The following is a 22,002-nucleotide window of genomic DNA, read 5'->3' as shown; positions in this document are numbered from 1 at the left end:
CACGGTGCCTCTGACCGTGGTGGCGGTCCGCTGCCACCGCCACCGCGCACCGCTGCTGCGCCCCTTCGTGACCGCCGCCCGCCGCACCGAGGCCGTCGAGTACGTGGTCGCCGAGGTCGAGCTCGCCGACGGCACCATCGGGCAGGGCTCCGCGGCGGAGACCGTCGCGGTCACCGGCGAGTCGGCGCGCACGATCGCCGCCGCGTTGGAGGGCCCGCTGCGGGCGGCCGTGCAGGGCGCGACGGCGTCGGTCACCGGCCACGCCGCCCGGATCTCGGCCGCGCTCGAAGGGGCGACCAGCGCGAAGGCCGCGCTCGAGGTGGCCGTGCACGACGCCTGGGCGCGTGCGGCCGGGCGGCCTCTGGTCGAGATGCTCGGGGGCCGGCTCGAGGACGGCCTGATGAACGACATGACCATCTCCCTCGAGGCCCCCGAGGTCATGGCGGACCATGCGCGCCGGGCGGTCGCCGCGGGCGAGCAGATCCTCAAGATCAAGCTCGGCCGCGACATCGGCCTGGACCGGGAACGACTGGCCGCCGTGGTGGAGGCCGCTCCGCGGGCCCGGCTGCGTCTGGACGCGAACCAGGGTTGGAGCCCGGACCAGGCCGTCGAGATCATCACCGGCTTCGAGACGGCCGGGCTCCCGGTGGACCTCGTCGAGCAGCCCGTCGCCGCGGCGGACGTCGCGGGCCTGGCGCGGGTGAGCGCGGCCGTCACGCTGCCGATCATGGCCGACGAGGCGGTGTGGACCGCCGAGGACGCCCGGGCCCTGGTCGACGCCGGTGCCTGCGACCTGCTGAACATCAAGCTCGCCAAGGCGGGCGGGCTGCAGGGCGCGCTGGCCGTCGCCGACGTGGCGCAGCGAGCGGGGATCGACTGCATGCTCGGCGGGATGATGGAGCCGCGGATCTCGATCGCGGCCGCGGCGCACGTGGCCGTCGCGCATCCCGCGATCACGATGATCGACCTGGACTCCCCGTCCTGGTTCGCCTCCGACGTCCCCCGGGGCGGGTACGACCAGGACGGCGCCTGGCTGCGCCTGACCGGCGGGCCCGGGCTCGGGCTCGAGCGCCTGACCTCCGACGTCGATCCGGCCCAGGTCCCTGATCCCTCCACCACCCCCACGGCGGACGGGCGTAGGGTGCCGGGTCCAGCAGGGGGTGGTCGATGACCGCAGGGCGCCCCGGGCCGAGAGGTCCCCGGCCGCAGAGTCCACCTCCGCAGAGCCCACGACCGCTGAGCCCACGACCGACGTTCCCACCCCCGACATTCCCATGACCATCGGCCGCCGCGACCTCGCGGCGCCCCGCCGAAGGAGAGCTGATGTCCCCGATGCCGACCGATCCCCGCCTCACCCGCCGCGACGGGCTGCGCCTGGCCGCGACCGGCACCGCCGGTCTCGCCGTCGCGGGCCTGACCGGCGTGTCCCCCGCCGCACTCGCCGCCGGCCCGACCGGCGACCCCGGCGCTGCGGGCGCCGGCAGCGCGCCCGCGCACGTCCCCGCCGAGCTCCCCGCCCCGGGCACCGGCCTGGTCCCGGGCGAGGCCGCCCACGTGGCGGTCACCGCCACCACGCTGTGGGTCGACCCCTGGACCGAACGTCCGGACATCGACGGACCGTCGCTGTCCAACCCGGTGGACCTCGACGCCTGGAACGCGAACATGCAGGACACCGAGACCCGTCGCTGGCTCACCGGCATGCTCGAGAGCCAGGCCGTGCTGGGCAGCGAGGTGATCGTCGACGAGATCGACGGCGACTGGGCGCACGTGGTCGTCACCGCCCAGGGCACCCCGCGCGATCCGCGCGGCTATCCCGGCTGGGTGCCGACGGTGCACCTGGTGGCCGACGGGAGCTTCGCCCACCGCGCCGCCGACGGCCCCACGGCGACCGTCACCGCGCTGACCAGCACGCTCACCGGCACCCTCTCGGGCAACCATCCCGGCATCGACGTCTCCTTCGACACGATCCTGCCGGTGCTGGGACGCACCGCGACCGCGGTGCGAGTGGCCGTGCCCGGCGGCCGTCCTGCCTACCTCCCGAAGGAGGACGTGGTGGTGCGCGCCGCCGGCGAGACACCGCCCCTGCCCACTGCGGAGGACATCATCGCCACCGGTGAGCGATTCCTGGGGCTGCGCTACCTGTGGGCCGGTGTGAGCGCCTACGGCTTCGACTGCTCGGGCTACACCTACACGCTGTTCCATCACCACGGCATCTCGATCGACCGTGACGCCGGAGACCAGATGAACCACTCGGACCTGGAGCCCGTCGAGCGCGACGACCTCCGGCGCGGCGATCTCGTGTTCTTCGCGACCGAGCCGGGCGGGGACTCGATCCGTCACGTCGCCCTCTACCTCGGGGACGACCAGATCATGCAGGCCCCGAACGCGGAGCGCAGCGTCGAGATCATGTCGCTGACCGAGTACGACGTGGACGACGAGTACGCCGGCGCACGCCGCGTGGCGCTGGCCGGCTGAGAGGCCCCGCCCGGCGGGCGGAGCGCCCCGGCCCGGCGGAAATGGTCCGGCCCGGCGGAGAGGCCCTGCCCGGCGGGCCGGGTCAGGCCGCCGCGCCGGGCAGCAGCTCCCGGGCCAGTCCCTGGATCCGCGCGTCGGCCTCGTCCTCCCCGAGCCCCGCGGTCATCACGGCCAGCACCTGCAGCTCCTCGGACCCGGGGGCGCCGACGTAGGCCACGTCGTGCCGGTACCCGTCGACCCAGCCGGACTTCGACCCCCACTCCACGCCGTCGCGCAGCACGGTGCCGATCACGGGGATCCGCTGGGCGCGCAGCGCGTCGAGGGCCAGCGGATGGGGATGATCGACGACCAGGGCGCGCAGGGTCGCCGCGAGGTCCGCAGCACTGGTCTCGTTGGTCGCCCCGGCGGCGAGCGCGGCCCCGTCCCCGATCAGTCGCTCCACCCGCGTCGAGCGCAGGCCCAGGGCGCGGATCGCCTCCGCGACGGCGTCGAGGCCGAGCAGCTCGAGGACGTGATCGGTGGCCTCGTTGCTCGAGCGGTCGATCATGCGCCGCAGCAGGTCGCCCATCGGGACCGGAGTGCCGTCGGCGGGATGGGAGGGATCCAGATGGTCGCCGGTCAGGGTGAAGGGCGCCCCGTCGGCGCCGGTGAAGGCCCGCGTGGCGGGCACGGCGTGGTCGAGGTCGAGGGCGCCGTCCGCGACGGCTCCCAGCGCGGCGTGCAGCACGTGCAGCTTGATGGTGCTGGCGGCGTAGAGGGGACGGTCCTCGTCGCGAGCGGAGAGCACCCTCCCCTGCGCATCGACCAGGCAGTGCGCGACGCGGACCTGCTCGGGCACGGACGCGGTGGGGATCGACATGCTCCGACCCTACGACCCGGCCGGTCCCTCCCCACCCTCCCGGACCCGCTCAGCCCCTCCCCACCCTCCCCGCCCCACACAGGCCCCGGACCTGCGTAGTCTGTGCGCACGCCCCGATCCACCCCGGCGGCGCCCGAGAGAGCCCGAGGAGCCCCGATGCCCGCAGCGCGCGAGACCAGCCTCATCGTGAGCGTCGCGCGCCTGTACCACGACCAGGGCCTCTCGCAGTCCCAGATCGCGACGCAGCTGAACCTCTCCCGCTCCAACGTCTCGCGGATCCTCACGCAGGCCCGCGAGCGCGGGATCGTGGAGATCACGATCCACGACCCCGACGGGCCCCCGGTGCGCGAGAGCTCCCTCGAGGTGCGGCTGCAGGCGGCCTTCGGCCTGCGCGACGTCCACGTGGTCGCGGCCGCCCGGACCGCCGCCCCGGAGGCGACCGCCCGTGAGGCCGCGGCGGTGATCACGGAGAAGCTCGCCGGGGTGAGCAGCATCGGGGTGTCCTGGGGGCAGGCGGTCCAGAGCGTGATCGACCATCTCGAGCAGCAGCGGCTGCGCCCCGCACCGCAGGTGCTTCCGCTGGTGGGCGGACTCAGCGCCTTGGACCAGCTGGAGACCGGGGAGTCGGTGCTCCGCGCGCTGGCCTCGAAGCTCGGGGCGCAGCCGCAGACCCTCTACGCGCCCGCGGTGCTGGAATCCGCCGAGACGGTGCGATCCCTGCGCACGGAGTCGAGCATCGGCTCGGTGCTGCAGGCGGCGGCCGCGGTCGAGCTGGCGCTGGTGGGCATCGGATCGGTGGGCGTGCACTCCTCGCTGCACATCGTGGAACGGATGAAGCTCAGCGACCAGGAGCGGCAGCGCTTCGCGGCCCAGCACCCGGTGGGCGACATCTGCGCCCGCCTGGTCGACCCCGACGGCCGCCCTCTCGGCCCCCCTGCGCAGGACCGCGTGCTCGCGGTGACCTTCGAGGAGCTGCAGGCGATTCCGGAGGTGGTGGGGGTCGCCTTCGGCGTCGAGAAGGCACCCGGGGTCAGCGGCGTGCTGCGCAGCGGCGCGCTGGACACGGTGGTGCTCGACGAGCACCTGGCCCGGGAGATCCTCGCCCGGATCTGACCCCCGTCCGCAGGTCGGGGCCGCTCCCGGGACCTATCATGTGCGCATCCGTGCCGCCGTCGGCCCTCCGGCCCGCCCGCGCCGCACGCCCCTGCCTCGGCCTCGCCGTCATCGACCCGGAAGCACCCCATGTCGCGGAGAACTGCTCGCCCGACCGTCGCGACGATCGCCCATGACCTCGGCATCTCCCCCGCGACGGTGAGCTACGCGCTCAACGGCAAGCCCGGGGTGGGCGCCGCGATGCGCGAGCGCGTCCTCGAGCACGCCCGCACGGTGGGCTGGACACCGCACTCCGGCGCCCAGGCGCTGCGCCGCGGTCGCAGCGGGAACATCGGTCTGGTGCTGGTGCGCGACCCCGAGGAGGTCTCGCGGGAGCCGTTCTACTCCGCGGTGACCGCGGGCATCGAATCCGCGACCAGCGCCCACGGCTACGAGCTGCTCATCCGCTTCGTGCGCGGTGGGGCCGACGAGGAGATCGAGGTGTTCCGCACCTGGTCCCATCAGCGCCGGGTCGACGGCGTGGTGCTGCTGGACCTGGCGGAGGGGGACCATCGCCCGGCCGTGCTCGAGTCCCTGGCGATGGACTTCGCCGTGCTGGGCCACTACGTGGGCCCGGAGGACTTCGTGAAGGTGATGACCGCGGAGGCCGACGACGCGGCGACCGTGGTCGACCACGTCGTCGAGCGCGGATACGACGGATGCATCCAGCTCTCGGGGCCGCCCCAGTACGCCCACGAGCGCCGACGCCTCGAGCTGCTCGAGCAGCTCTGCGCCGGGCACGGCATCCCTCACACCCACGCCTCCGGCAGATACACGATCGACGGAGGGTCCGCCGCCTTCGAGAGCGCCGACCGCGGGATCAGCCGCCGCCCGGCGGTGGTCGCCTCGAGCGACCTGATCGCCCTGGGCGCCCTGCGCGCGGCGCTCTCGCACCGGATCGACGTCCCCGAGGGCATGGGCCTGGTCAGCTGGGACGACTCGCTGATCGCCGAGGTCACCTCCCCCGGGATCACCGCGCTCGGTCGACGGCCCTTCGCGATGGGACGGTTCGCCGGCGACCTGCTGGTGCAGAAGATCGAGGGGCGTTCCCCGGGCGGCACCGTCGTGCAGAACGAACCGGCGACGCTGATCCCCCGCCGCTCCACCGCCTCGGAGTGACCCGGCCACGGACCGTGACCGCTCCGTGACCCTTCCTCGTTGACAGCTCTCTCCCGGCCGCGCGATACTCGCCGAATCGATTAAGTACCGAATCGATTAAGCATGGTGGGCCCGGTCGGACCGCGCCGCCATCCGACCCCGTTCCGCGACCAGTCACCAACGACGGTGCACCAAGGAGTCCTCCCGATGCGACGACGCACACTGCTGTCCGCTGCCCCTCTCGCCGCCGTCTCCGCGGCCGGCCTGGCCGCCTGCGGCGCCGGCTCCGGGTCCGGAGGCTCGAACGAGCAGCCGGATTCGCTGACCTACTGGGCCTCGAACCAGGGCACCAGCCTCGAGCACGACAAGGAGGTGCTCACCCCCGTCCTGGAGAGGTTCACCGAGGAGACCGGCATCGAGGTGTCCCTCGAGGTGATCGGGTGGGCGGACCTCCAGACCCGCATCCAGACCGCGATCACCTCCGGTCAGGGACCGGACGTGCTCAACATCGGCAACACCTGGGGGGTGAGCCTGCAGGCCACCGGCGGTCTGCTCGAGCTGGGCGAGGAGGAGTTCGAGGCGCTCGGCGGCCGCGATCGCTATGTCGAGGCGGCCCTGGCCACCGGGGGCGCGGTCGACACCGATCCCACGTCGATCCCGCTGTACGGCCTGGCCTACGGCATGTACTACAACGTGGGGATGTTCGAGGAGGCCGGCCTCGAGCCGCCCACCACCTGGGAGGAGATGGTCGAGGCCGCGAAGGAGCTGACCGACGAGGAGGCGGGTGTGTACGGCATGTCCCTCGCGGCGGGCTCCTACACCGAGAACAACCACTTCGCCTTCATCAACGCCGTCCAGAACGGCGCCGCGCTGAACAGCGCGGACGGCGAGCCCACCTTCACCGAGGACGGCGTCGTCGACGGGATCCTGCGCTACCTGGACCTCATGCAGGAGCACAAGGTCGTCAACCCCTCCAACGCCCAGTTCGACAGCGGCACCATGTCCGTCACCTCCTTCGCCAACGGCGAGGCCGCGCTGATCATCAACCAGAACAACGCCAACGCCACCATCGAGTCCCAGGGCATGGACCCCGAGGAGTTCGCCGCGGTCCCCTTCCCCGCGCCCGAGGACGCCGTCGACGACTGCGCCTCGCACCTGGCCGGCATCAACATCGCCGCCATGGCGGACACGAAGAACCGCGACGGCGCCCTGGCCTTCATGAAGTTCATGACGTCCGAGGAGATCCAGGCCGAGCTGGGCAGGCCCTTCGCCTCCCTGCCCGTGCTGGTGGACGGCGAGCCCACCTTCACCGACGATTCCGAGCAGGCGGAGATGTTCATGGAGGTCTACGCCGAGCGCTCCGAGCCGCTGCCGCTGGTGCCGTGGGAGGACCAGTTCGAGACCACCGTCGGCCAGGCGATGAACTCGATGTTCGCGACCATCGCGACTGGCGGCACGGTCACCCGCGAGGACATCGTCACCGCGATGCAGACGGCGCAGGACTCGATCCGCGCCTGAGGATCCGGCGGCCGACGGGAGTGTCGGGAGCGCGCGCCGCTGCGTGCCCTCCCCCGTCGGCCGCCTGCCCCCGCCGACCCTGCAGTGCCCCGCCCCGCGCCGTCCCCGGAGAGAAGTGCCCCATGACCACCACCGCCCGGAGCGGGAGCACGCCTCCCGCGACGCGCCCCCAGGACCCGCCGCCGCGGCGTCGACCGCGCCGCGAATGGTTCCCGTACCTGATCCTGCTGCCCGCCGTGCTGCTGGAGCTGCTGATCCACATCATCCCGATGATCACCGGCTTCTGGATGAGCTTCGTCGAGCTCACCAAGTTCTTCATCCGCCGCTGGACGGAGGCCCCGTTCGCGGGGCTGGACAACTACCGCATCGCCGTGGACGTCTCCACCCCGATCGGGCAGGAGCTGGTGAACTCGTTCCTCGTCACGATCGCCTTCACCGTCCTGGTGGTGGGGCTGAGCTGGGGGCTCGGGATGGCGGCGGCCGTCGCCCTGCAGCGCCCCTTCCGCGGCCGCGGCGTGTTCCGCACGCTGTTCCTGATCCCCTATGCCCTGCCCCTGTACGCCGCGGTGATCACCTGGAACTTCATGCTCCAGCGCGACACCGGGGTCATCAACCACATCCTCGTGGACCAGCTGGGCGTGCTGGACGGCGCCCCGTTCTGGCTGATCGGCGACAACGCCTTCGTCTCCGTCGTGGTGGTCGCGATCTGGCGCATGTGGCCCTTCGCCTTCCTCATGTTCATGGCCGGCCTGCAGTCCGTCCCCGCCGAGCTCTACGAGGCCAGCGCCATGGACGGCGCCACGCCGCTGCGTCAGTGGCGTGCGGTGACCCTGCCGATGCTGGCCCCCGTCAACCAGACCCTGCTGCTGGTCATGTTCCTGTGGGTGTTCAACGACTTCAACACCCCGTACATCCTGTTCGGCACCGCCCAGCCCCCGGCCGGCAACCTCATCAGCTTCCACATCTACAACGCCTCGTTCCTGTCCTGGGACTTCGGCGTGGGCAGCGCGATGAGCGTGCTCCTGCTGCTGTTCCTGCTGGCGGTGTCCCTCGTGTACCTCTACCTCACCCAGTGGCGGAAGGAGTCCTCCCATGCGTGAGACCCTCGGCGAGAAGATCTTCCGCGTCGTCGTGATCGGCGGGCTCAGCGGCTTCGTGCTGCTGCCGCTGTACGTCATGGTGACCACCAGCCTCAAGCCCCTGGGAGACGTGCAGGCCGGGTTCTCCTGGCTCCCCAGCCGCATCACCATCGCGCCCTTCATCGAGATGTGGTCCACCGTGCCGCTCGCGCGGTACTTCATGAACTCGCTCGTGGTCACCTCCGTGGCGACCCTGTTCAGCGTGGTGGTGGCGATCTTCGCCGCCTACGCCGTCTCCCGCTGGCGGTTCCGCGGCCGCGGACCCTTCATGACCACGGTGCTGTCCACCCAGATGTTCCCGGGCGTTCTGTTCCTGCTTCCGCTGTACCTGATCTTCGTGAACATCGACGCCACCTTCGGCGTACCGCTGGTGGGCACACGGATCGGACTGATCATCACCTACCTGACCTTCTCCCTGCCCTTCTCCATCTGGATGCTCGCCGGCTACTTCGACGGCATCCCCAAGGAGCTGGACCAGGCGGGGAAGGTCGACGGCGCCGGCAACCTCACGATCCTGCTGCGGATCATCCTGCCCGCCGCCCGGCCGGGCATCGTGGCGGTCGCGATCTACGCGTTCATGACGGCCTGGGGCGAGGTGCTGTTCGCCTCCGTCCTCACCACGGAGGACACCCGCACCCTCGCGGTGGGCCTGCGCCAGTACGCCACCCAGACCAACGTCTACTGGAACCAGGTCCTCGCCGCCTCGATCGCGGTGTCGATCCCGGTGGTCGTCGGCTTCCTGATGATGCAGAAGAACTTCGTCGCGGGCCTGACCGCCGGTGCCGTGAAGTGATCCCTGCCCGCCCACGACCCGCGATCCCGCACGCCGCACCTCCGACCCCGACCCCGACCCCGAAGGACACTCCCCTGATGACCCGGACCTCGACGCACGCCTCGACCCGTGATGCGACCCGTGACTCCGACCGGAACCCGACCGGCCCCGTCGGCGTCGGCATCATCGGCGCCGGCACCATCTCCTCCGAGTACCTCACCCACCTCACCTCCTTCCCGGACGTGCAGGTGCACATCATCGGGGACCTGGTCCCGGAGGCCGCCGCGGCGCGCGCCGCGGAGTTCGACGTGCCCGCCTCCGGCACCGCCGAGGACGTCCTCGCGCACCCGGACGTCGAGATCGTCGTGAACCTGACCATCCCCGTCGCGCACGCCGAGGTCTCCGCCGCGATCGTCGCGGCCGGCAAGCACGTGTGGACCGAGAAGCCCATCACCACCGCACCGGCCGACGCGAAGGCCCTGCTCGAGGCCGCGGCCAGGGCCGGGGTGCGGGTCGGCGGCGCGCCCGACACCGTGCTCGGCGCCGGCATCCAGACAGCGCTGCGCACCCTCCGTGACGGGTCGATCGGGGTGCCGACCAGCGCCCTGACCCTGTTCCAGTCCCCCGGCCCGGAGTCCTGGCACCCCAATCCCGCCTTCCTCTTCCAGGAGGGCGCGGGGCCGCTGTACGACATCGCGCCCTACTATGCGACCACCCTCGTGCTCGCGCTGGGCCCGGTCGTCTCGGTGAGCGCCGTCGGCTCCCGGGCACGGGAGCAGCGCACCATCGGCTCGGGGCCCCGGGCCGGGGGGGTCTTCGACGTCACCGTGCCCACGCAGGTCGCGGCGCTGCTGCGCTTCGCCTCGGGCCAGAACGCGACGGTGCTGCTGAGCTTCGACTCCCCGCACTCGCGCACCGGCTTCGTCGAGGTGTACGGCACCGAAGGGACCCTCGCCCTCCCCGACCCCAACGTGTTCGGCGGCGACTCGGCACTGACCGCGTACCGCGGGGACAGCGCGACACCGGTCCCTGCCTCGGGTGCCACCACCGGACGCGGCCTGGGCGTGCTCGAGATGGCCCGAGCGCTCCGCGCCGGCGTCCCGCACCGTGCCCAGGGCGAGATCGCCGCGCACGTCCTGGACGTCATGGTGGCCATCGAGACGGCCATCAGCAGCAACGGGACGATCGCTGTGAGCTCCTCCTTCGCGGAGGTCGAGCCGATGCCGGCAGATTTCGACCCCGGGGCCGCGACCCTCTGACGGACCGCGGGGCGCACTCCGCAGCGGGGCCCTGCAGCAGGGCCGCGCAGCGGGCCCCGACAGGTCGGCCCGGGCCTGCTGCGCACCTCGCGCGTTCACACATCGCCACATCCGAGGCGGCACGGCCCGGGCACGGATACAGTCGCCAGCGGCCACCACCCCCTTCGCCCATCACCGGGCACCGACGACGAGGCACATGATGACCCGGAACCTCCTGACCGAGCGGCTCGATGCCGGCACCGTGATCTGCGCGGAGGGCTTCCTCTTCGAGCTGGAGCGTCGCGGTTACCTCACCGCCGGCGAGTTCGTGCCCGAGGTCGCCCTCGAGCATCCCGAGGCGCTGCGCGCCCTGCACGTGGACTTCCAGCGCGCCGGCTCCGACATCGTCGAGGCGTTCACCTACAACGGTCACCGCGAGAAGATGCGGGTCATCGGCAAGGAGGACCTGCTCGAGCCGCTGAACAGGTCCGCCCTGAGGATCGCCCGCGAGGTCGCCGACGCCGTCCCGGGCAACCTCGTGGCCGGCAACATCTCCAACACCAACATCTGGGACCCGGCGGACACCGCGACGCAGCGCGAGGTGCGGGGGATGTTCGAGGAGATGGTCGGCTGGGCCGTCGAGGAGGGGGCCGACCTCATCGTCGGCGAGACCTTCTACTACGCGCAGGAGGCGCTGACCGCTCTCGAGGTCGCGAAGGCCTCCGGGCTGCCCGTGGTGATCACGCTCGCCCCGATGGCGTTCCAGGAGATGGCCGACGGGACGGGCATCGTGGAGACCGCGCAGCGGCTGGAGCAGGCCGGCGCCGACGTGGTGGGCCTGAACTGCTTCCGGGGACCGGCGACGATGCTGCCGTGGCTGCATCGGATCCGGGAGGCCGTGAGCTGCCACGTGGGCGCCCTCCCGATCCCGTACCGCACCACGGAGGAGGAGCCGACCTTCTTCAACCTCTCCGACCCGGGGGCGGAGGTCCCCTCCCCGCACGGGCGCACCTTCCCCACCGCCCTCGATCCCCTGCTGACCAACCGGTACGAGATCGGTGCCTTCGCCCGCGAGGCGCTGGATCTGGGCGTGAACTACCTGGGGGTGTGCTGTGGCGCGGCCCCGATCCACATCCGCGAGGTCGCCGAGGCCGTCGGCCGCACCACCGAGGCGAGCCGCTACTCCGAGCGCATGGAGAACCACTTCATGTACGGCAGCAACGAGCGGCTCCCCGAGCACATCGTGGACCTGGGGCCGCGCGCCTGAGCCGGCGCGCCGGTCCCCTCGGGCCCGCTCCCCCGGGGCCGGCTCCTCTCAGGCCAGCAGGATCCCCGCGATCGCCGCGCTCATGAGGTTGGCGAGGGTGCCGCCGAGGACCGCCTTCATCCCCAGCTGCGCGATCTCGGAGCGGCGGCTCGGGGCGAGCCCTCCCAGGCCGCCCAGCAGGATGCCCAGCGAGCTGAGGTTCGCGAAGCCGGTGAGGGCGAAGGTGGTGATGGCGGCGGACTTGTCGCTGAAGGTGTCGACCTCGGGTCCGAAGCCGGCGAAGGCCACGAACTCGTTGACCACGACCTTCTGGCCGACGTAGCTGCCGGAGCGGACCGCTTCCTCCCACGGCACGCCCACCATGGCCATGACGGGGGCGAACACCCAGCCGAGGATCTGCTGGAAGGTCAGGTCCCCGGCGCCGAACCAGCCGCCGACGGTGCCGAGCAGCAGGTTCAGCAGGGCGATCAGGGAGATGAAGGCCAGCAGCATGGCGCCGACGGTGGCGGCGAGCCGCAGCCCGTCGGCGGCCCCGCCGGCCGCCGCGTCGATCACGTTGCTGTACTGCAGCTCCTCCAGGTCCTCGTCCTCCTCGGTCGCGCCGGTGCCGGCGTCCTCCGCCTCGGCGTCCTCCGCGTCGGCGGGCTGCGTCTCCGCGCCCCGCGCGCCCGAGGTCGCTTCGTCGGGCTGCGCGTCCGACGCGGTGAGCGAGGGCGCGCCCGCGGACCGCTGGCGCCCCGCGCGGCTGCTGGCCTCGACCAGTGCGGCCTCGCGGGCCACCGCCTCGGGATCGTCCTCGGGCACCAGGATCTTGGCCATCAGCAGGGCGCCGGGGGCGGCCATGAAGCTCGCCGCGATGAGGTACTCCAGCGGCGCGCCGAGCAGGGAGTAGCCCACCAGCACCGAGCCGGCGACCGTCGAGAGCCCGCCCACCATCACGGCGAACAGTCCCGACCGGGAGAGCCGCTTGATGTAGGGGCGGATGACCAGCGGCGCCTCGGTCTGCCCGACGAAGATGTTCGCGGCCGCGTTGACGGATTCGGCGTGGCTCGTGCCCAGCAGCCGGCCCAGACCGCCTCCCATCCAGGCCACGACCTTGGGCAGGATCTTCCAGTGGTAGAGCACCGCGGTCAGGGAGGCGAAGAAGACGATCACCGGCAGCACCTGCAGGGCGAAGATGCTCCCCTCCCCCTCCGCGGGCAGCAGCGGCCCGAACAGGAAGGAGATGCCCTCGCCGGAGGTGTCGATCACGGCCTGGAAACCGGCCGAGACCTGCTGCAGCGCCCATTGGCCGGGCCCCCAGTACAGCACCAGCACACCCAGTCCGATCTGGATGCCGAGCGCGCACAGGACGGTGCGCAGGCGGATCGCGCGGCGGTTGCTGGAGAAGGCGAGAGCGATCAGCAGCAGGCCCGCCATCCCGCCGATGCCCCAGAGCAGGTCGATCATCGCGCTCACCTCACAGGATCAGATCGTGTACATGGCGTGATCGTCCGCGTCAGTGTAGGGGCCGTGGAAGGGCGGGTGCCCCTCGCCGGGCTCCGCTCGTCGCTCAGGAGCTCACGGGGATCTCGGTCAGGCGCCAGCCGTTCGTCTCCCCCACCTGCAGGGTCACCATGTCGTCGACGGGGACGTCGGCCGGATAGACGATCTCGGAGATGCGGGTGGTGCCGCCGTCGATCCGGGAGTTGGTGCGCAGATCGGTCAGCGGCCGGATGGCGGAGTCCTCGTCGGCCATGTGATGCAGGGCGGGCAACGTGGCGACCGGGCCGTCCATCACGGCGATGCCGCCCTCCGTCTTGGTGATCTCGTGCCCGGCGGACAGCCAGCTCCCCGCCGCGCCGGGGGAGTCCTGGATGCCGGAGACGGAATCGACCTCCTCGTCCAGGCGGGTGAACCCGAGCGTGACCACCAGGTGATCGTGCACCAGGCGGGCGCCGACGGCCCGGACTCGATACGGGGTGGTCCCGCTGTCCGTGAGCTCCACGCCCTCCTCCCCCGTCGCCACCTGCCCCTCGAACTCGGGCAGCTCACGGGCGACGGTCTGCTCCGAGACGACCGGCGTGTCGATGCTCAGCTCGACGCGCCGGTTCAGGGTGCGACCCTCGTCCGTGCCGTTGTCGGCGATCGGCTCGCTCTCGCCCTTCCCCGAGGCCTCCAGCGGATACTCGTCGCCGTCGACCAGGGTCGCGAGCACGTCGGCGACGGCTCGGGCGCGCTTCTCGGACAGGGTCTGGTTGAACGCCTCGTCATCGACGCTGTCGGTGTGTCCCACCACCCGCACCGGCCCCGGAGCGTGCTCGGCCAGGGCGCGAGCGGCGTCCTCGATGACCACCTGCGCCGATCCGTCCAGCTCGGCGGAGCTCGAATCGAACAGCACGTCGGATCCCAGACTGACGGTGGTGGACTCCTCGGTGCTCTCGATCCTGGTCGTGGTCGTGAGGTCACGGGAGAAGGAGATCAGAGGGGTGATCGGTGCCGAGGCGATCGCGCCGAGGTCCAGCGCCCCCAGGGCATCGGCATCGGGAAGCTCCTCGTCGAGGACCGGGATCGATTCGAGCAGGCCTCCCTTGGGGATCAGCACCGCGACCTCGTCGGTGCCCAGATCGCCGTACGCGAGCTGCACCCTCTCGGAGCCCTCCGTGCCCGACCGCTCCGACCAGCTCGCCCCGGGCTCCGTGCGCACCGAGCGACCGTCGTCGTCCATCGCGATCACCGCCGCCCGGTCGCCCTCGAGATCGAGCAGCCGCAGCCCGTCGAAGGCGCGTGCCGCGCCGTAGTCCCCGGACACCAGCTGGTGCAGCCTGCTCACGGGCCCGGCGTCGAGATCCCCCTCCGGATCCTCCGCGGTCAGCTCGAGGGTGAGCACCAGATGTTCCTCGATGCGGGTCACCGAGACGACCGAGACATCGATCTCCACCGGCCCATACGGCACCGGCACCGACGTGCGTGGTGGGGCTCCTGCGGTCCCGTCGGACCCGCCGCCGCGATCGGAGGCGCCCTCCGCACCGGGGTCGCGGGCGCCGTCCGGGCCGTCGCCGTCACAGGCCGCGAGCATCGTCGCAGCGAGCATGCCGCTGACGAGGGTGCGTCGTCTCATCGGGACCTCCTGTCCCAGCTCGTGCCCCGGTGGGCACGTGAGGGTCCGCGGCGGCCGGCGGCGCCCGCGTCCAGGGCGGAGATCTGCGCGCTCCCGTCCTCACCGCGTCACCATGGTGTGTTCGTCGGGGTCGGTGCAGGAGCAAGTGTAGGGGCGAGGGCGCACGTCACGGCAGAACGGCCGGCCGGGTGGGGACGTCCTCCGCCGCGAGCCCGGCGATCGCGGCGCACGGCAGGACGGCGGCTCCGCCGAGGTCCGCGACGCGCTCCTCGCTCACGCCCCCACGCCGTCCTCGGTGCCGTCCTCGGTGCCGCCCTCGGTGCCGCCCTCGGTGCCGCCCTCGGCGAGCGCACGACGGTCGCGGCGGCGCATGACGGCGCGGATCGCGACCACCCCGCCCAGGCACAGCACCGCGGCGCCCAGCACGCCGGCCGTCCCCAGCTCGGCGGCGGCGAAGAACAGGCCCGTCAGCGGGTTCGCGCCGTCGACCAGCGAGGAGATCGTGGCCTGCCCCTCCTCGAGCGCAAAGCCGGAGTCCACGGCGATCCGGGTGAAGGTGGGGGCGATCCAGGTCGCGATGAACAGTCCCGCACCGATCAGGATCCCGCCGCCGATCACGGAGCGCACGATGTTCCCGCGGAAGATCGGGACCATCACGGCGACGATGAAGGGGATGGTGGCGAGGTCCACCAGGGGCAGCACACGGTTGCCGGCGGGGGCGAGACCGACGGCGACCAGCAGCGTGATCGGCACCAGCAGCAGCGAGGTCGCGATCACGGAGGGCTGCCCGACGGCGACCGCGGAGTCCAGGCCGATGTAGAAGGTACGGCCCGGGAACCGCTTCTGCACGAACACGCGGGCCGCCTCGGAGATCGGCATCAGCCCCTCCATCAGGATCGACACCATCCTCGGCAGCAGGAACATCGCCGCGGCCAGGGAGATCGACAGGGTGAGGATCGCGGTGGAGTCCTCGGCCGGGGAGTCGAAGCCGTAGCCGAGGATCCCGATCAGAAGTCCCAGCACGAGCCCCATCATGAGCGTCTCGCCGAACATGCCGAACCTCTTCTGGATCGCCTCGGGCGTCGCGTCGAGCCGGCGCAGGCCGGGGATCGCGTCGAACAGGCGGTTCAGCGGGATGGCGAGCAGGCCGTAGGGGGCGGAGGTGCCGTGGGGGAAGGAGATCTCGGGCAGCTGGAAGTACTTCTGCACGATCGGGGCGGTGAGGTCGCCGATGGCGAGGATGATCGCCAGGTGCACGGCGGCGCTGAGCAGACCCAGCAGGTAGTTCCCGGTGACCGCGCCGACCAGCGCGCCGATCATCGCGCTGTGCCAGTAGTTCCACAGGTCGATGTCGACGGTGCGGGTCAGACCGGTCAGCAGCAGGACCACGTTGACCACCAGCCCCAGCGGGATGATCATCGCCCCGATCGAGGAGCCGAAGGCGATGGCGGCGGAGGAGGGCCAGCCGACGTCGACCACGTCGAGAGTCACGCCGAGCCCCTCGGCCATCCCGGCCGCGGCGGGCGCGACCTGCGCACCGAGCAGGCCGATGACGAGGTTGATGCCGATGAAGCCGACGCCGATGGTGACCCCGGCGCGGAAGGACCTGCCGAGCTTCAGTCCCAGGAGCAGTCCGAACAGCGTGATCAGGACGGGCAGGACGACGGAGGGCCCGAGGTTGTTGAGGTAGCTCGAGAGGGGGGCGAGGACGTTCTCCACGGTGCTCTCCTTCGAGCGCGGAGGGATGGGGGATGCCGACCGGTCAGCGGTAAGAGGTCAGCTCAGCGCCTGCGAGATCTCGTCGAGCACCGCCTCCTGCCCGACCCCGGTGAGCAGCGGCAGAGCCCGGATCACGGGCACGGTGACGGACTCGGGCACGTCCGTGGTGGCGACGACGAGGTCCGCGTCGACCTCACCGCGCACCAGGTCCATCACCTTCCCCTGGGAGACCTCCGCGCCGATCCCGGCCGCGGCGAGGTGGTCGCGCACCTTGGCGGCGACGACCGTCGAGGTGGCGACGCCGGTGCCGCAGATGATGAGGACCTTCTTCATGACCGCTCCTTCGGGGTCGGGGGAAGCTCTCGGTCGATTCTGTGCCGTCACAGCGCCAGGTGCAACGGATCGTCGAGCAGATCCTGGATCCGCTGCAGCGCCCGGGCGGCGTCGGCGCCGTCGGCCACCCGATGGTCGACGGAGAGTCCGAGCTCGCAGCCCATCCGTCCCGTCACGGTGCCGTCGGGCTCCACCACGGGGGCGAAGCCGACGGTCCCGATGCTGAGCGCGGTCGCCTGCGGCGGGGAGATCAGCGCGGTGAACCGGTCCACGCCGAGGCCGCCGAGGTTGGACACGGTGCCGGTGGCGGGTCCGAACAGCGCCGGGTCGACGCTCCCCTCCTTGGCGGCGCGGGAGATCTCGCGGATCCGTCCGTCGAGCTCGCGGATCGGCAGCTGGTCGGGCTCGCGCAGCACGGGCACCAGCAGTCCCCCCGGGGTGTCGACGGCCAGGACCACGTCCACGGTGGGGTTGTGCTTCACGCCGTCCCCCGCCCAGGAGCCGTTGAGCTGGTCGTTCCCGCGCAGCAGCAGGGAGTAGGCGCGCAGCAGGAGCGTGGTCCAGCTGACGCCCTGCAGCACTCCGGTGCGGGCCCGCGCGAGGGTGGACAGATCCATCCGGCGGAACGCCGCGAACTGCGGGATCAGCGGGGTGGTCGCCATCGCCCGTGCGGTGAGGACCCGGGTGCGGCGCTCGCGCGCCGTCCCCAGCAGCTCCTCGGGGGACGCCTCGACGACGGGCGCCGCGCTTCCTGCGGCACCGGCGGCGGTGCCGTCCGCCACGGTGCCCTGGTCGACAGCGCCCTGGTCGACAGTTCCCTGGTCGACCGCACTCTGGTCGACCACGCCCTGCGCGGCAGCATCCTGCGGGGGCTCGTCCTGCGCGGTCCTCCCGTCCCCGCGCTGCGCGCCGGTGGCCGCGATCGCCTCCTTGACGTCCTTGACCCGGACGGTGCCGTGCGGCCCGGTGGGGGCGATCGCGCGCAGGTCCAGACCGTGGTCGCGGGCGAGCGTCCGGGCCAGCGGCACGGCGGGCGGCGGTGGTCCCTGGGAGGCGGGATCGGCGGCCGGCGCGGGATCAGCGGCCGGCGCGGGATCATCGGCCGGCGCAGGGTCCTCACCCGACGCCGCGCCGGCGACCGCGTCCACCTCGGCGACCGCGTCCTCGTCGGCGTCCGCGTCCCCGCCGCCGTCGAAGAGGTCGCCGAGGAGGTCCTCCTCCTCGGAGGTGATCATGGCGATCCGCCCGCCGACGGGGACCACGTCCCCCTCGGCGCGGAGGAGCTCGCCGACCACGCCGGCGGCCGGGGACTCGACCTCCATGTCGACCTTGTCCGTCATCACCACCGCGACCACGTCGCCCTTGGCGATCCGGTCACCCGCGGCGACCTGCCATTCGGTGATCGTGCCCTCCTCCATGGTCATGGACATCTTGGGCATCGTCAGCGGGATCTCGGCCATGGCTCACCACTCCTTCACGAGCGCGGTCGCCTCGCGGACGATGTCCTCGACCTGCGGGACCGCGGCCTTCTCGAGCTCGGGGTTGTAGGGGATCGGGACGTCGAGGCCGCACAGTCGTCTGACCGGCGCCTGCAGGTGCCCGAAGGCCGAGGACTCCATGAGCGAGGCGGAGATCTCTCCCATGTAGCCGCCGAAGCGCACGGACTCCTGGACCAGCAGGGCGCGGCCGGTGCGGGTGACGCTCTCGACGATGAGCGGCAGGTCCAGCGGCTTCAGGGTGCGGGGATCGATCACCTCGACGCTGATCCCCTCGGCGGCGAGGTGATCAGCGGCCTCGAGGGAGCGCTGCACCTCGACGCCGGTGGCGACGATGGTGAGGTCGGTGCCCTCCCGCTCGATCCGTCCGGTCCCGAGCCGTCCGGTCCCGAAGGTCGCGGGGACCTCGTACGTCTGCTTGTAGAGCAGCTTGTGCTCGAGGACCATCACCGGGTTGGGGTCCTCGAGCGCGGCCAGCAGCAGCTCGGCGGCGTCCGTCGCGTTCGAGGGCATCACGACCTTCAGGCCGGGGATGCAGGTGAACCAGGCCTCGAGCGACTGGGAGTGCTGGGCTGCGGCGCCGGTGCCGGAGCCGCCGGGGGCGCGGATCACCAGCGGCACGGTCGCCTGGCCGCCCACCATGAAGTGGAGCTTCGCGGCCTGGTTGGCGATCTGGTCCATGGCCTGGGCGGTGAAGTCGGAGAACTGGATCTCGACGATGGGGCGCATGCCCGTGATCGCAGCACCCACCCCCATGCCCACGATGCCGAGCTCGGAGATCGTCGTGTCCCGCACCCGCTCGGGGCCGAAGCGGTCGATGAGGTCGTTCTCGACCCCGAAGGCACCGCCGTACAGGCCCACGTCCTCGCCCATCAGGAACACCCGCTCGTCGGCGGTCATGGCCTGCGCCATCGCCTCGCGGATCGCCTCGGAGTACGTCATCTCCCGGGTGGTCATCGTCCTGCCTCCGCATCGTCGGTGGTGGCGCCGGCGGTCAGTGCCGTCCCGCCGTCACGGGTGTCGGTCGCGTCCACGGCCGAGGGGGCGCAGACCGCGTCCAGCAGCGCGGCCGGGTCCGGCTCCTCCCCCTGGGTGCCGACGACGACGGCCTCGCGGATCGCGGTGCGGGCGTCGGCCTGCACGGCGTCCAGCCGCCCCTGGTCGAGGGTCCCGGCCCCGAGCAGCCGGTGGGCGTAGGCCGCGATCGGGTCCTTCTCCTTCCACTCGGCGATCTCCTCCTTGGTCCGATAGCGGTTCTTGTCGGACTTGGAGTGGCCGCGCCAGCGGTAGGTGACCGCCTCGACGAGGCTCGGACCGCCGCCGGAGCGTGCGCGATCGATGGCGCGCCGGGTCACCTCGGCCACGGCGTGGACGTCGTTGCCGTCGACGCTCTCGCCCGGGATGCCGTAGCCGGCGGCCTTCGCGGCGAGGTTCTCGACCTTGAACGCCTTCTGGGCGGACATGGACATGCCGTACTGGTTGTTCTCGCACACGAAGACCACCGGCAGCTGCCACATGGAGGCGAGGGTGAGGGCCTCGTGCCAGGCGCCCTCGCCGACGGCGCCGTCGCCGTGGAAGCAGACCGCGACCCGGCCGTTGCCGGTGAGCTGGTTGGTCAGCCCCGCGCCGGCCGCGATCGGCACGCCGCCCGCGACGATGCCGTTGGCGCCGAGGTTGCCGGTGGCGACGTCGGCGATGTGCATCGATCCGCCGCGTCCGCGGCAGTAGCCGTTGTCCTTGGCGAGCAGCTCGGCCATCATGCGGCCGAGGTCCGCGCCGCGGGCGATGCAGTGCCCGTGGCCGCGGTGGGTGGAGGTGATCTGGTCGCCCTCCTCGAGGTTCGAGCAGGTCCCGGTGGGAACCGCCTCCATGCCGATCGACAGGTGCATGGTCCCGTGCATCATGCCGCGGCCGTAGAGGTCCTCGACGGCCTCCTCGAACAGGCGGATCCGCCACATGGTCCCGAGCGCCTCGGCGGCGGTCCCCGGGTCCTCGAGGAGCTGCTCCGGGTCGGGAGCCGGAGCAGGGCCGGGCGCGGGGTCGCGCGCGGTGCCGGGCGCGGTGTCGGGCGTGGAGCCGGGGGCGGTGTCGGTCATCGGATCACTCCGTTCGCGAGCATCGAGTCCTGCATCCGTCGCATGGCGACCAGCGGGCGGGACTCGTCGAGCTGGACGTCGTCGTAGGTGAGGGGCTGCCCGGCGGGGACCTCGCGGATCAGCGGCGAGGTCGCGGCCAGGGCGATGGGCAGGAGGTCCTGCGCCCGAGCCTGCCCGGCGTCGTAGGCGGTGCCGTGGACGTGGTGGCCGCCGATGCCCTCGAGGACCGTGCCGGCGGCCAGGTCGCGCTTGGCGGTGGCGACGACGTCCGCGGTCCAGGTCCGCGGGGCGAAGGAGGGGCGGCGGTCGAGGACGGCCTCCCCGATCGACAGCGGTGCCTCGATCGAGGCGAGGTGGTAGGGGCGGTAGAGCTGGAAGTGGTTCCCCTCCCCCGGCAGCCGCAGGTAGTGCAGCTCCTCGGTGACCACCTCGCTGTCGGAGCGGACCACCACGAACACGCCGGGGGCGACGTCGCCGGTGACGTACTCGACGACGGGCCCGTCCGAGGTGATGATCCCTCCCTCGGCGACGGGCCGGAGGGTCGCGCAGAGTCCGTCGAGGTCCACCGCGGCGCCGTGCATGCCGGGCGTCTCGATCGCGTAGCCGGTCGCGTTGGCGAGCGCCGCCATCTCGATCTGCGTCTTGGTGCCGTCGGTGAAGGAGGTGAGCATCTTGGGGTTCATCCCCTTGCGCTCCGCCTCCTCGACGACGTCCTCGGGCACGTCGGTGGGACGCATCGGGTTGTTCTTCCCCTTGCCGGCCACCACCACCTCGAGACCGAGGTCCTCGGCGTACTCGACGAGCTTGAGGCACTCGACGGGCTCGTCGCCGCGGCACACGGTGTACACCGCGCTGCCGGCGGCGGCCGTGCGCGCCAGGAGCAGGCCGACGGTGACGTCGGCCTCGACGGTCATCAGGGCCACGTCCTTGCCGGCGAGCACGCAGGACAGCGCGACCTGGGCGGCGACGTCCGGAATGCCGGAGACCTCCATGACGATGTCCACCGGCAGCTCGGCCAGGCGCAGCCCGTCGTCGAGCACCGCCGCGCGACCGGACTCGATGACCTCGCGGGCGTGGGCGATGTCGCGGACGCGCTCGACGTCGGTGCGGCCGGCGCCGGCGAGGGCCGCCTCGGCGCGGTCTACGGCGATGTCCGCGACCGCGGCCACCTCCATGCCGCGGGCTCGGTGGACCTGGGCGACGAGGCCGGCGCCCATCTGCCCGGCGCCGACGATGCCGACCCGGACGGGGCGGCCGAGCGCGGCTTCCCGCTCGATCAGACGCTGGGTGGAGCTCATGCGGGGGTCCCTTCCGGGGTGAGGGTGCGGGGCCGCCGCGCCCGGGCCGCGCGGGACCGGGTGGTGGCGGTCCGGCGGAACTGGGTGGTGGCCTGTTCGAGGGCCGCGGCCATGTGCTTGCCGGTGGCCTTCTCGACGGCACCCTTGAGGCTGCCCTCGAGGAAGCCGGCGCGGTGGAAGCGGGCCAGCACGGTCGAGCCCTGCATGGTGCGGGCCTCGAGGATGCGACGAGTGGTGGAGTCGACGGCGAGGATGACGACGCATCCGCGCAGGAATCCCTTGCCGCGGCCGGAGACGACCACGACGCCATTGCGGTCGTGGGCGTCCGCGAGGTCGCGGATCGCGCCGACGTAGGCGCGGTGCTGCCGGTAGCTGAAGGCGAAGGACAGGATGATCGCGAAGATCAGCAGTGCGATGAATCCGAGCTGGTCCATGAGGTGCT

Annotated in this window: 19 protein-coding genes; 9 read left to right on the top strand and 10 right to left on the bottom strand. The window is 72.2% G+C overall.

Annotation, left to right across the window (positions count from 1 at the left end):
* The first annotated feature begins 4 nt into the window (after positions 1–4).
* Both ACT3SP_RS09780 and ACT3SP_RS09775 read left to right on the top strand, forming a co-directional pair.
* Complete coding sequence (locus ACT3SP_RS09780) at positions 5–1,171, top strand: dipeptide epimerase (protein WP_444587093.1); 1,167 nt, start codon at positions 5–7, stop codon at positions 1,169–1,171.
* A gap of 152 nt (positions 1,172–1,323) precedes the next feature.
* Positions 1,324–2,475 carry a C40 family peptidase gene (locus ACT3SP_RS09775; RefSeq protein ID WP_444587092.1) on the top strand — a complete coding sequence of 384 codons (1,152 nt, stop codon included), beginning with the start codon at positions 1,324–1,326 and terminating at the stop codon, positions 2,473–2,475.
* Positions 2,476–2,557: 82 nt separating this feature from the next.
* Here ACT3SP_RS09775 and ACT3SP_RS09770 read toward each other — a convergent pair whose 3' ends face one another.
* Positions 2,558–3,334 (bottom strand): serine hydrolase, encoded by a 777-nt coding sequence (locus tag ACT3SP_RS09770; RefSeq protein WP_444587091.1) that lies wholly within the window; start codon positions 3,332–3,334, stop codon positions 2,558–2,560.
* A 156-nt stretch (positions 3,335–3,490) separates the two neighbouring features.
* Between ACT3SP_RS09770 and ACT3SP_RS09765 the strand changes: the two genes are divergently transcribed.
* The 7 genes from ACT3SP_RS09765 to ACT3SP_RS09735 all read left to right on the top strand — a co-directional run bounded on the left by ACT3SP_RS09765 (position 3,491) and on the right by ACT3SP_RS09735 (position 11,518).
* Positions 3,491–4,447, top strand: a complete 957-nt coding sequence (locus ACT3SP_RS09765) for a sugar-binding transcriptional regulator (RefSeq protein ID WP_444587090.1) — start codon at positions 3,491–3,493, stop codon at positions 4,445–4,447.
* A 129-nt stretch (positions 4,448–4,576) separates the two neighbouring features.
* A complete protein-coding gene (locus ACT3SP_RS09760; protein ID WP_444587089.1) occupies positions 4,577–5,605 on the top strand; it encodes a LacI family DNA-binding transcriptional regulator in 1,029 nt (342 codons plus the stop codon).
* A gap of 186 nt (positions 5,606–5,791) precedes the next feature.
* Positions 5,792–7,102 (top strand): ABC transporter substrate-binding protein, encoded by a 1,311-nt coding sequence (locus ACT3SP_RS09755; RefSeq protein WP_444587088.1) that lies wholly within the window; start codon positions 5,792–5,794, stop codon positions 7,100–7,102.
* 122 nt (positions 7,103–7,224) lie between these two features.
* On the top strand, positions 7,225–8,202 hold the full coding sequence (locus tag ACT3SP_RS09750; protein ID WP_444587087.1) for a carbohydrate ABC transporter permease: 978 nt from the start codon (positions 7,225–7,227) through the stop codon (positions 8,200–8,202).
* The gene (locus ACT3SP_RS09745; RefSeq protein WP_444587086.1) at positions 8,195–9,034 is read left to right on the top strand and encodes a carbohydrate ABC transporter permease; all 840 of its coding nucleotides are present in this window, start codon (positions 8,195–8,197) and stop codon (positions 9,032–9,034) included. Before ACT3SP_RS09750 ends, ACT3SP_RS09745 begins: the two co-directional genes overlap by 8 nt.
* A gap of 77 nt (positions 9,035–9,111) precedes the next feature.
* Positions 9,112–10,272 carry a Gfo/Idh/MocA family protein gene (locus tag ACT3SP_RS09740; RefSeq protein WP_444587085.1) on the top strand — a complete coding sequence of 387 codons (1,161 nt, stop codon included), beginning with the start codon at positions 9,112–9,114 and terminating at the stop codon, positions 10,270–10,272.
* Between the two features lie 199 nt (positions 10,273–10,471).
* Positions 10,472–11,518 carry a homocysteine S-methyltransferase family protein gene (locus ACT3SP_RS09735; protein WP_444587084.1) on the top strand — a complete coding sequence of 349 codons (1,047 nt, stop codon included), beginning with the start codon at positions 10,472–10,474 and terminating at the stop codon, positions 11,516–11,518.
* Between the two features lie 48 nt (positions 11,519–11,566).
* On the opposite strand, the gene ACT3SP_RS09730 is transcribed toward ACT3SP_RS09735, so the two are convergent.
* From ACT3SP_RS09730 to ACT3SP_RS09690, 9 genes are all read right to left on the bottom strand, one after another.
* Positions 11,567–12,967 carry a NupC/NupG family nucleoside CNT transporter gene (locus tag ACT3SP_RS09730; RefSeq protein ID WP_444587083.1) on the bottom strand — a complete coding sequence of 467 codons (1,401 nt, stop codon included), beginning with the start codon at positions 12,965–12,967 and terminating at the stop codon, positions 11,567–11,569.
* A gap of 103 nt (positions 12,968–13,070) precedes the next feature.
* Positions 13,071–14,618, bottom strand: coding sequence for an OmpA family protein (locus ACT3SP_RS09725; protein WP_444587082.1), 1,548 nt, complete (start codon positions 14,616–14,618; stop codon positions 13,071–13,073).
* A 273-nt stretch (positions 14,619–14,891) separates the two neighbouring features.
* On the bottom strand, positions 14,892–16,337 hold the full coding sequence (locus ACT3SP_RS09720) for a PTS galactitol transporter subunit IIC (protein ID WP_444587081.1): 1,446 nt from the start codon (positions 16,335–16,337) through the stop codon (positions 14,892–14,894).
* Between the two features lie 57 nt (positions 16,338–16,394).
* Positions 16,395–16,670, bottom strand: coding sequence for a PTS sugar transporter subunit IIB (locus ACT3SP_RS09715; protein WP_444587080.1), 276 nt, complete (start codon positions 16,668–16,670; stop codon positions 16,395–16,397).
* A gap of 47 nt (positions 16,671–16,717) precedes the next feature.
* A complete protein-coding gene (locus tag ACT3SP_RS09710) occupies positions 16,718–18,130 on the bottom strand; it encodes a dihydrolipoamide acetyltransferase family protein (protein WP_444587079.1) in 1,413 nt (470 codons plus the stop codon).
* A 3-nt stretch (positions 18,131–18,133) separates the two neighbouring features.
* Complete coding sequence (locus ACT3SP_RS09705; protein WP_444587078.1) at positions 18,134–19,123, bottom strand: alpha-ketoacid dehydrogenase subunit beta; 990 nt, start codon at positions 19,121–19,123, stop codon at positions 18,134–18,136.
* Positions 19,120–20,262, bottom strand: coding sequence for a thiamine pyrophosphate-dependent dehydrogenase E1 component subunit alpha (locus ACT3SP_RS09700; RefSeq protein WP_444587077.1), 1,143 nt, complete (start codon positions 20,260–20,262; stop codon positions 19,120–19,122). Before ACT3SP_RS09700 ends, ACT3SP_RS09705 begins: the two co-directional genes overlap by 4 nt.
* The gene (locus ACT3SP_RS09695) at positions 20,259–21,560 is read right to left on the bottom strand and encodes an NAD(P)H-dependent oxidoreductase (RefSeq protein ID WP_444587076.1); all 1,302 of its coding nucleotides are present in this window, start codon (positions 21,558–21,560) and stop codon (positions 20,259–20,261) included. The genes ACT3SP_RS09700 and ACT3SP_RS09695 overlap by 4 nt, the downstream gene beginning before the upstream one ends.
* A complete protein-coding gene (locus ACT3SP_RS09690) occupies positions 21,557–21,994 on the bottom strand; it encodes a transcriptional regulator GutM (RefSeq protein WP_444587075.1) in 438 nt (145 codons plus the stop codon). Before ACT3SP_RS09690 ends, ACT3SP_RS09695 begins: the two co-directional genes overlap by 4 nt.
* Positions 21,995–22,002: the final 8 nt, after the last annotated feature.

Source organism: Brachybacterium sp. AOP43-C2-M15 (assembly GCF_052446295.1).
Taxonomy (GTDB): Bacteria; Actinomycetota; Actinomycetes; order Actinomycetales; family Dermabacteraceae; genus Brachybacterium.
This window is presented reverse-complemented; position numbering and strand designations above follow the sequence as displayed.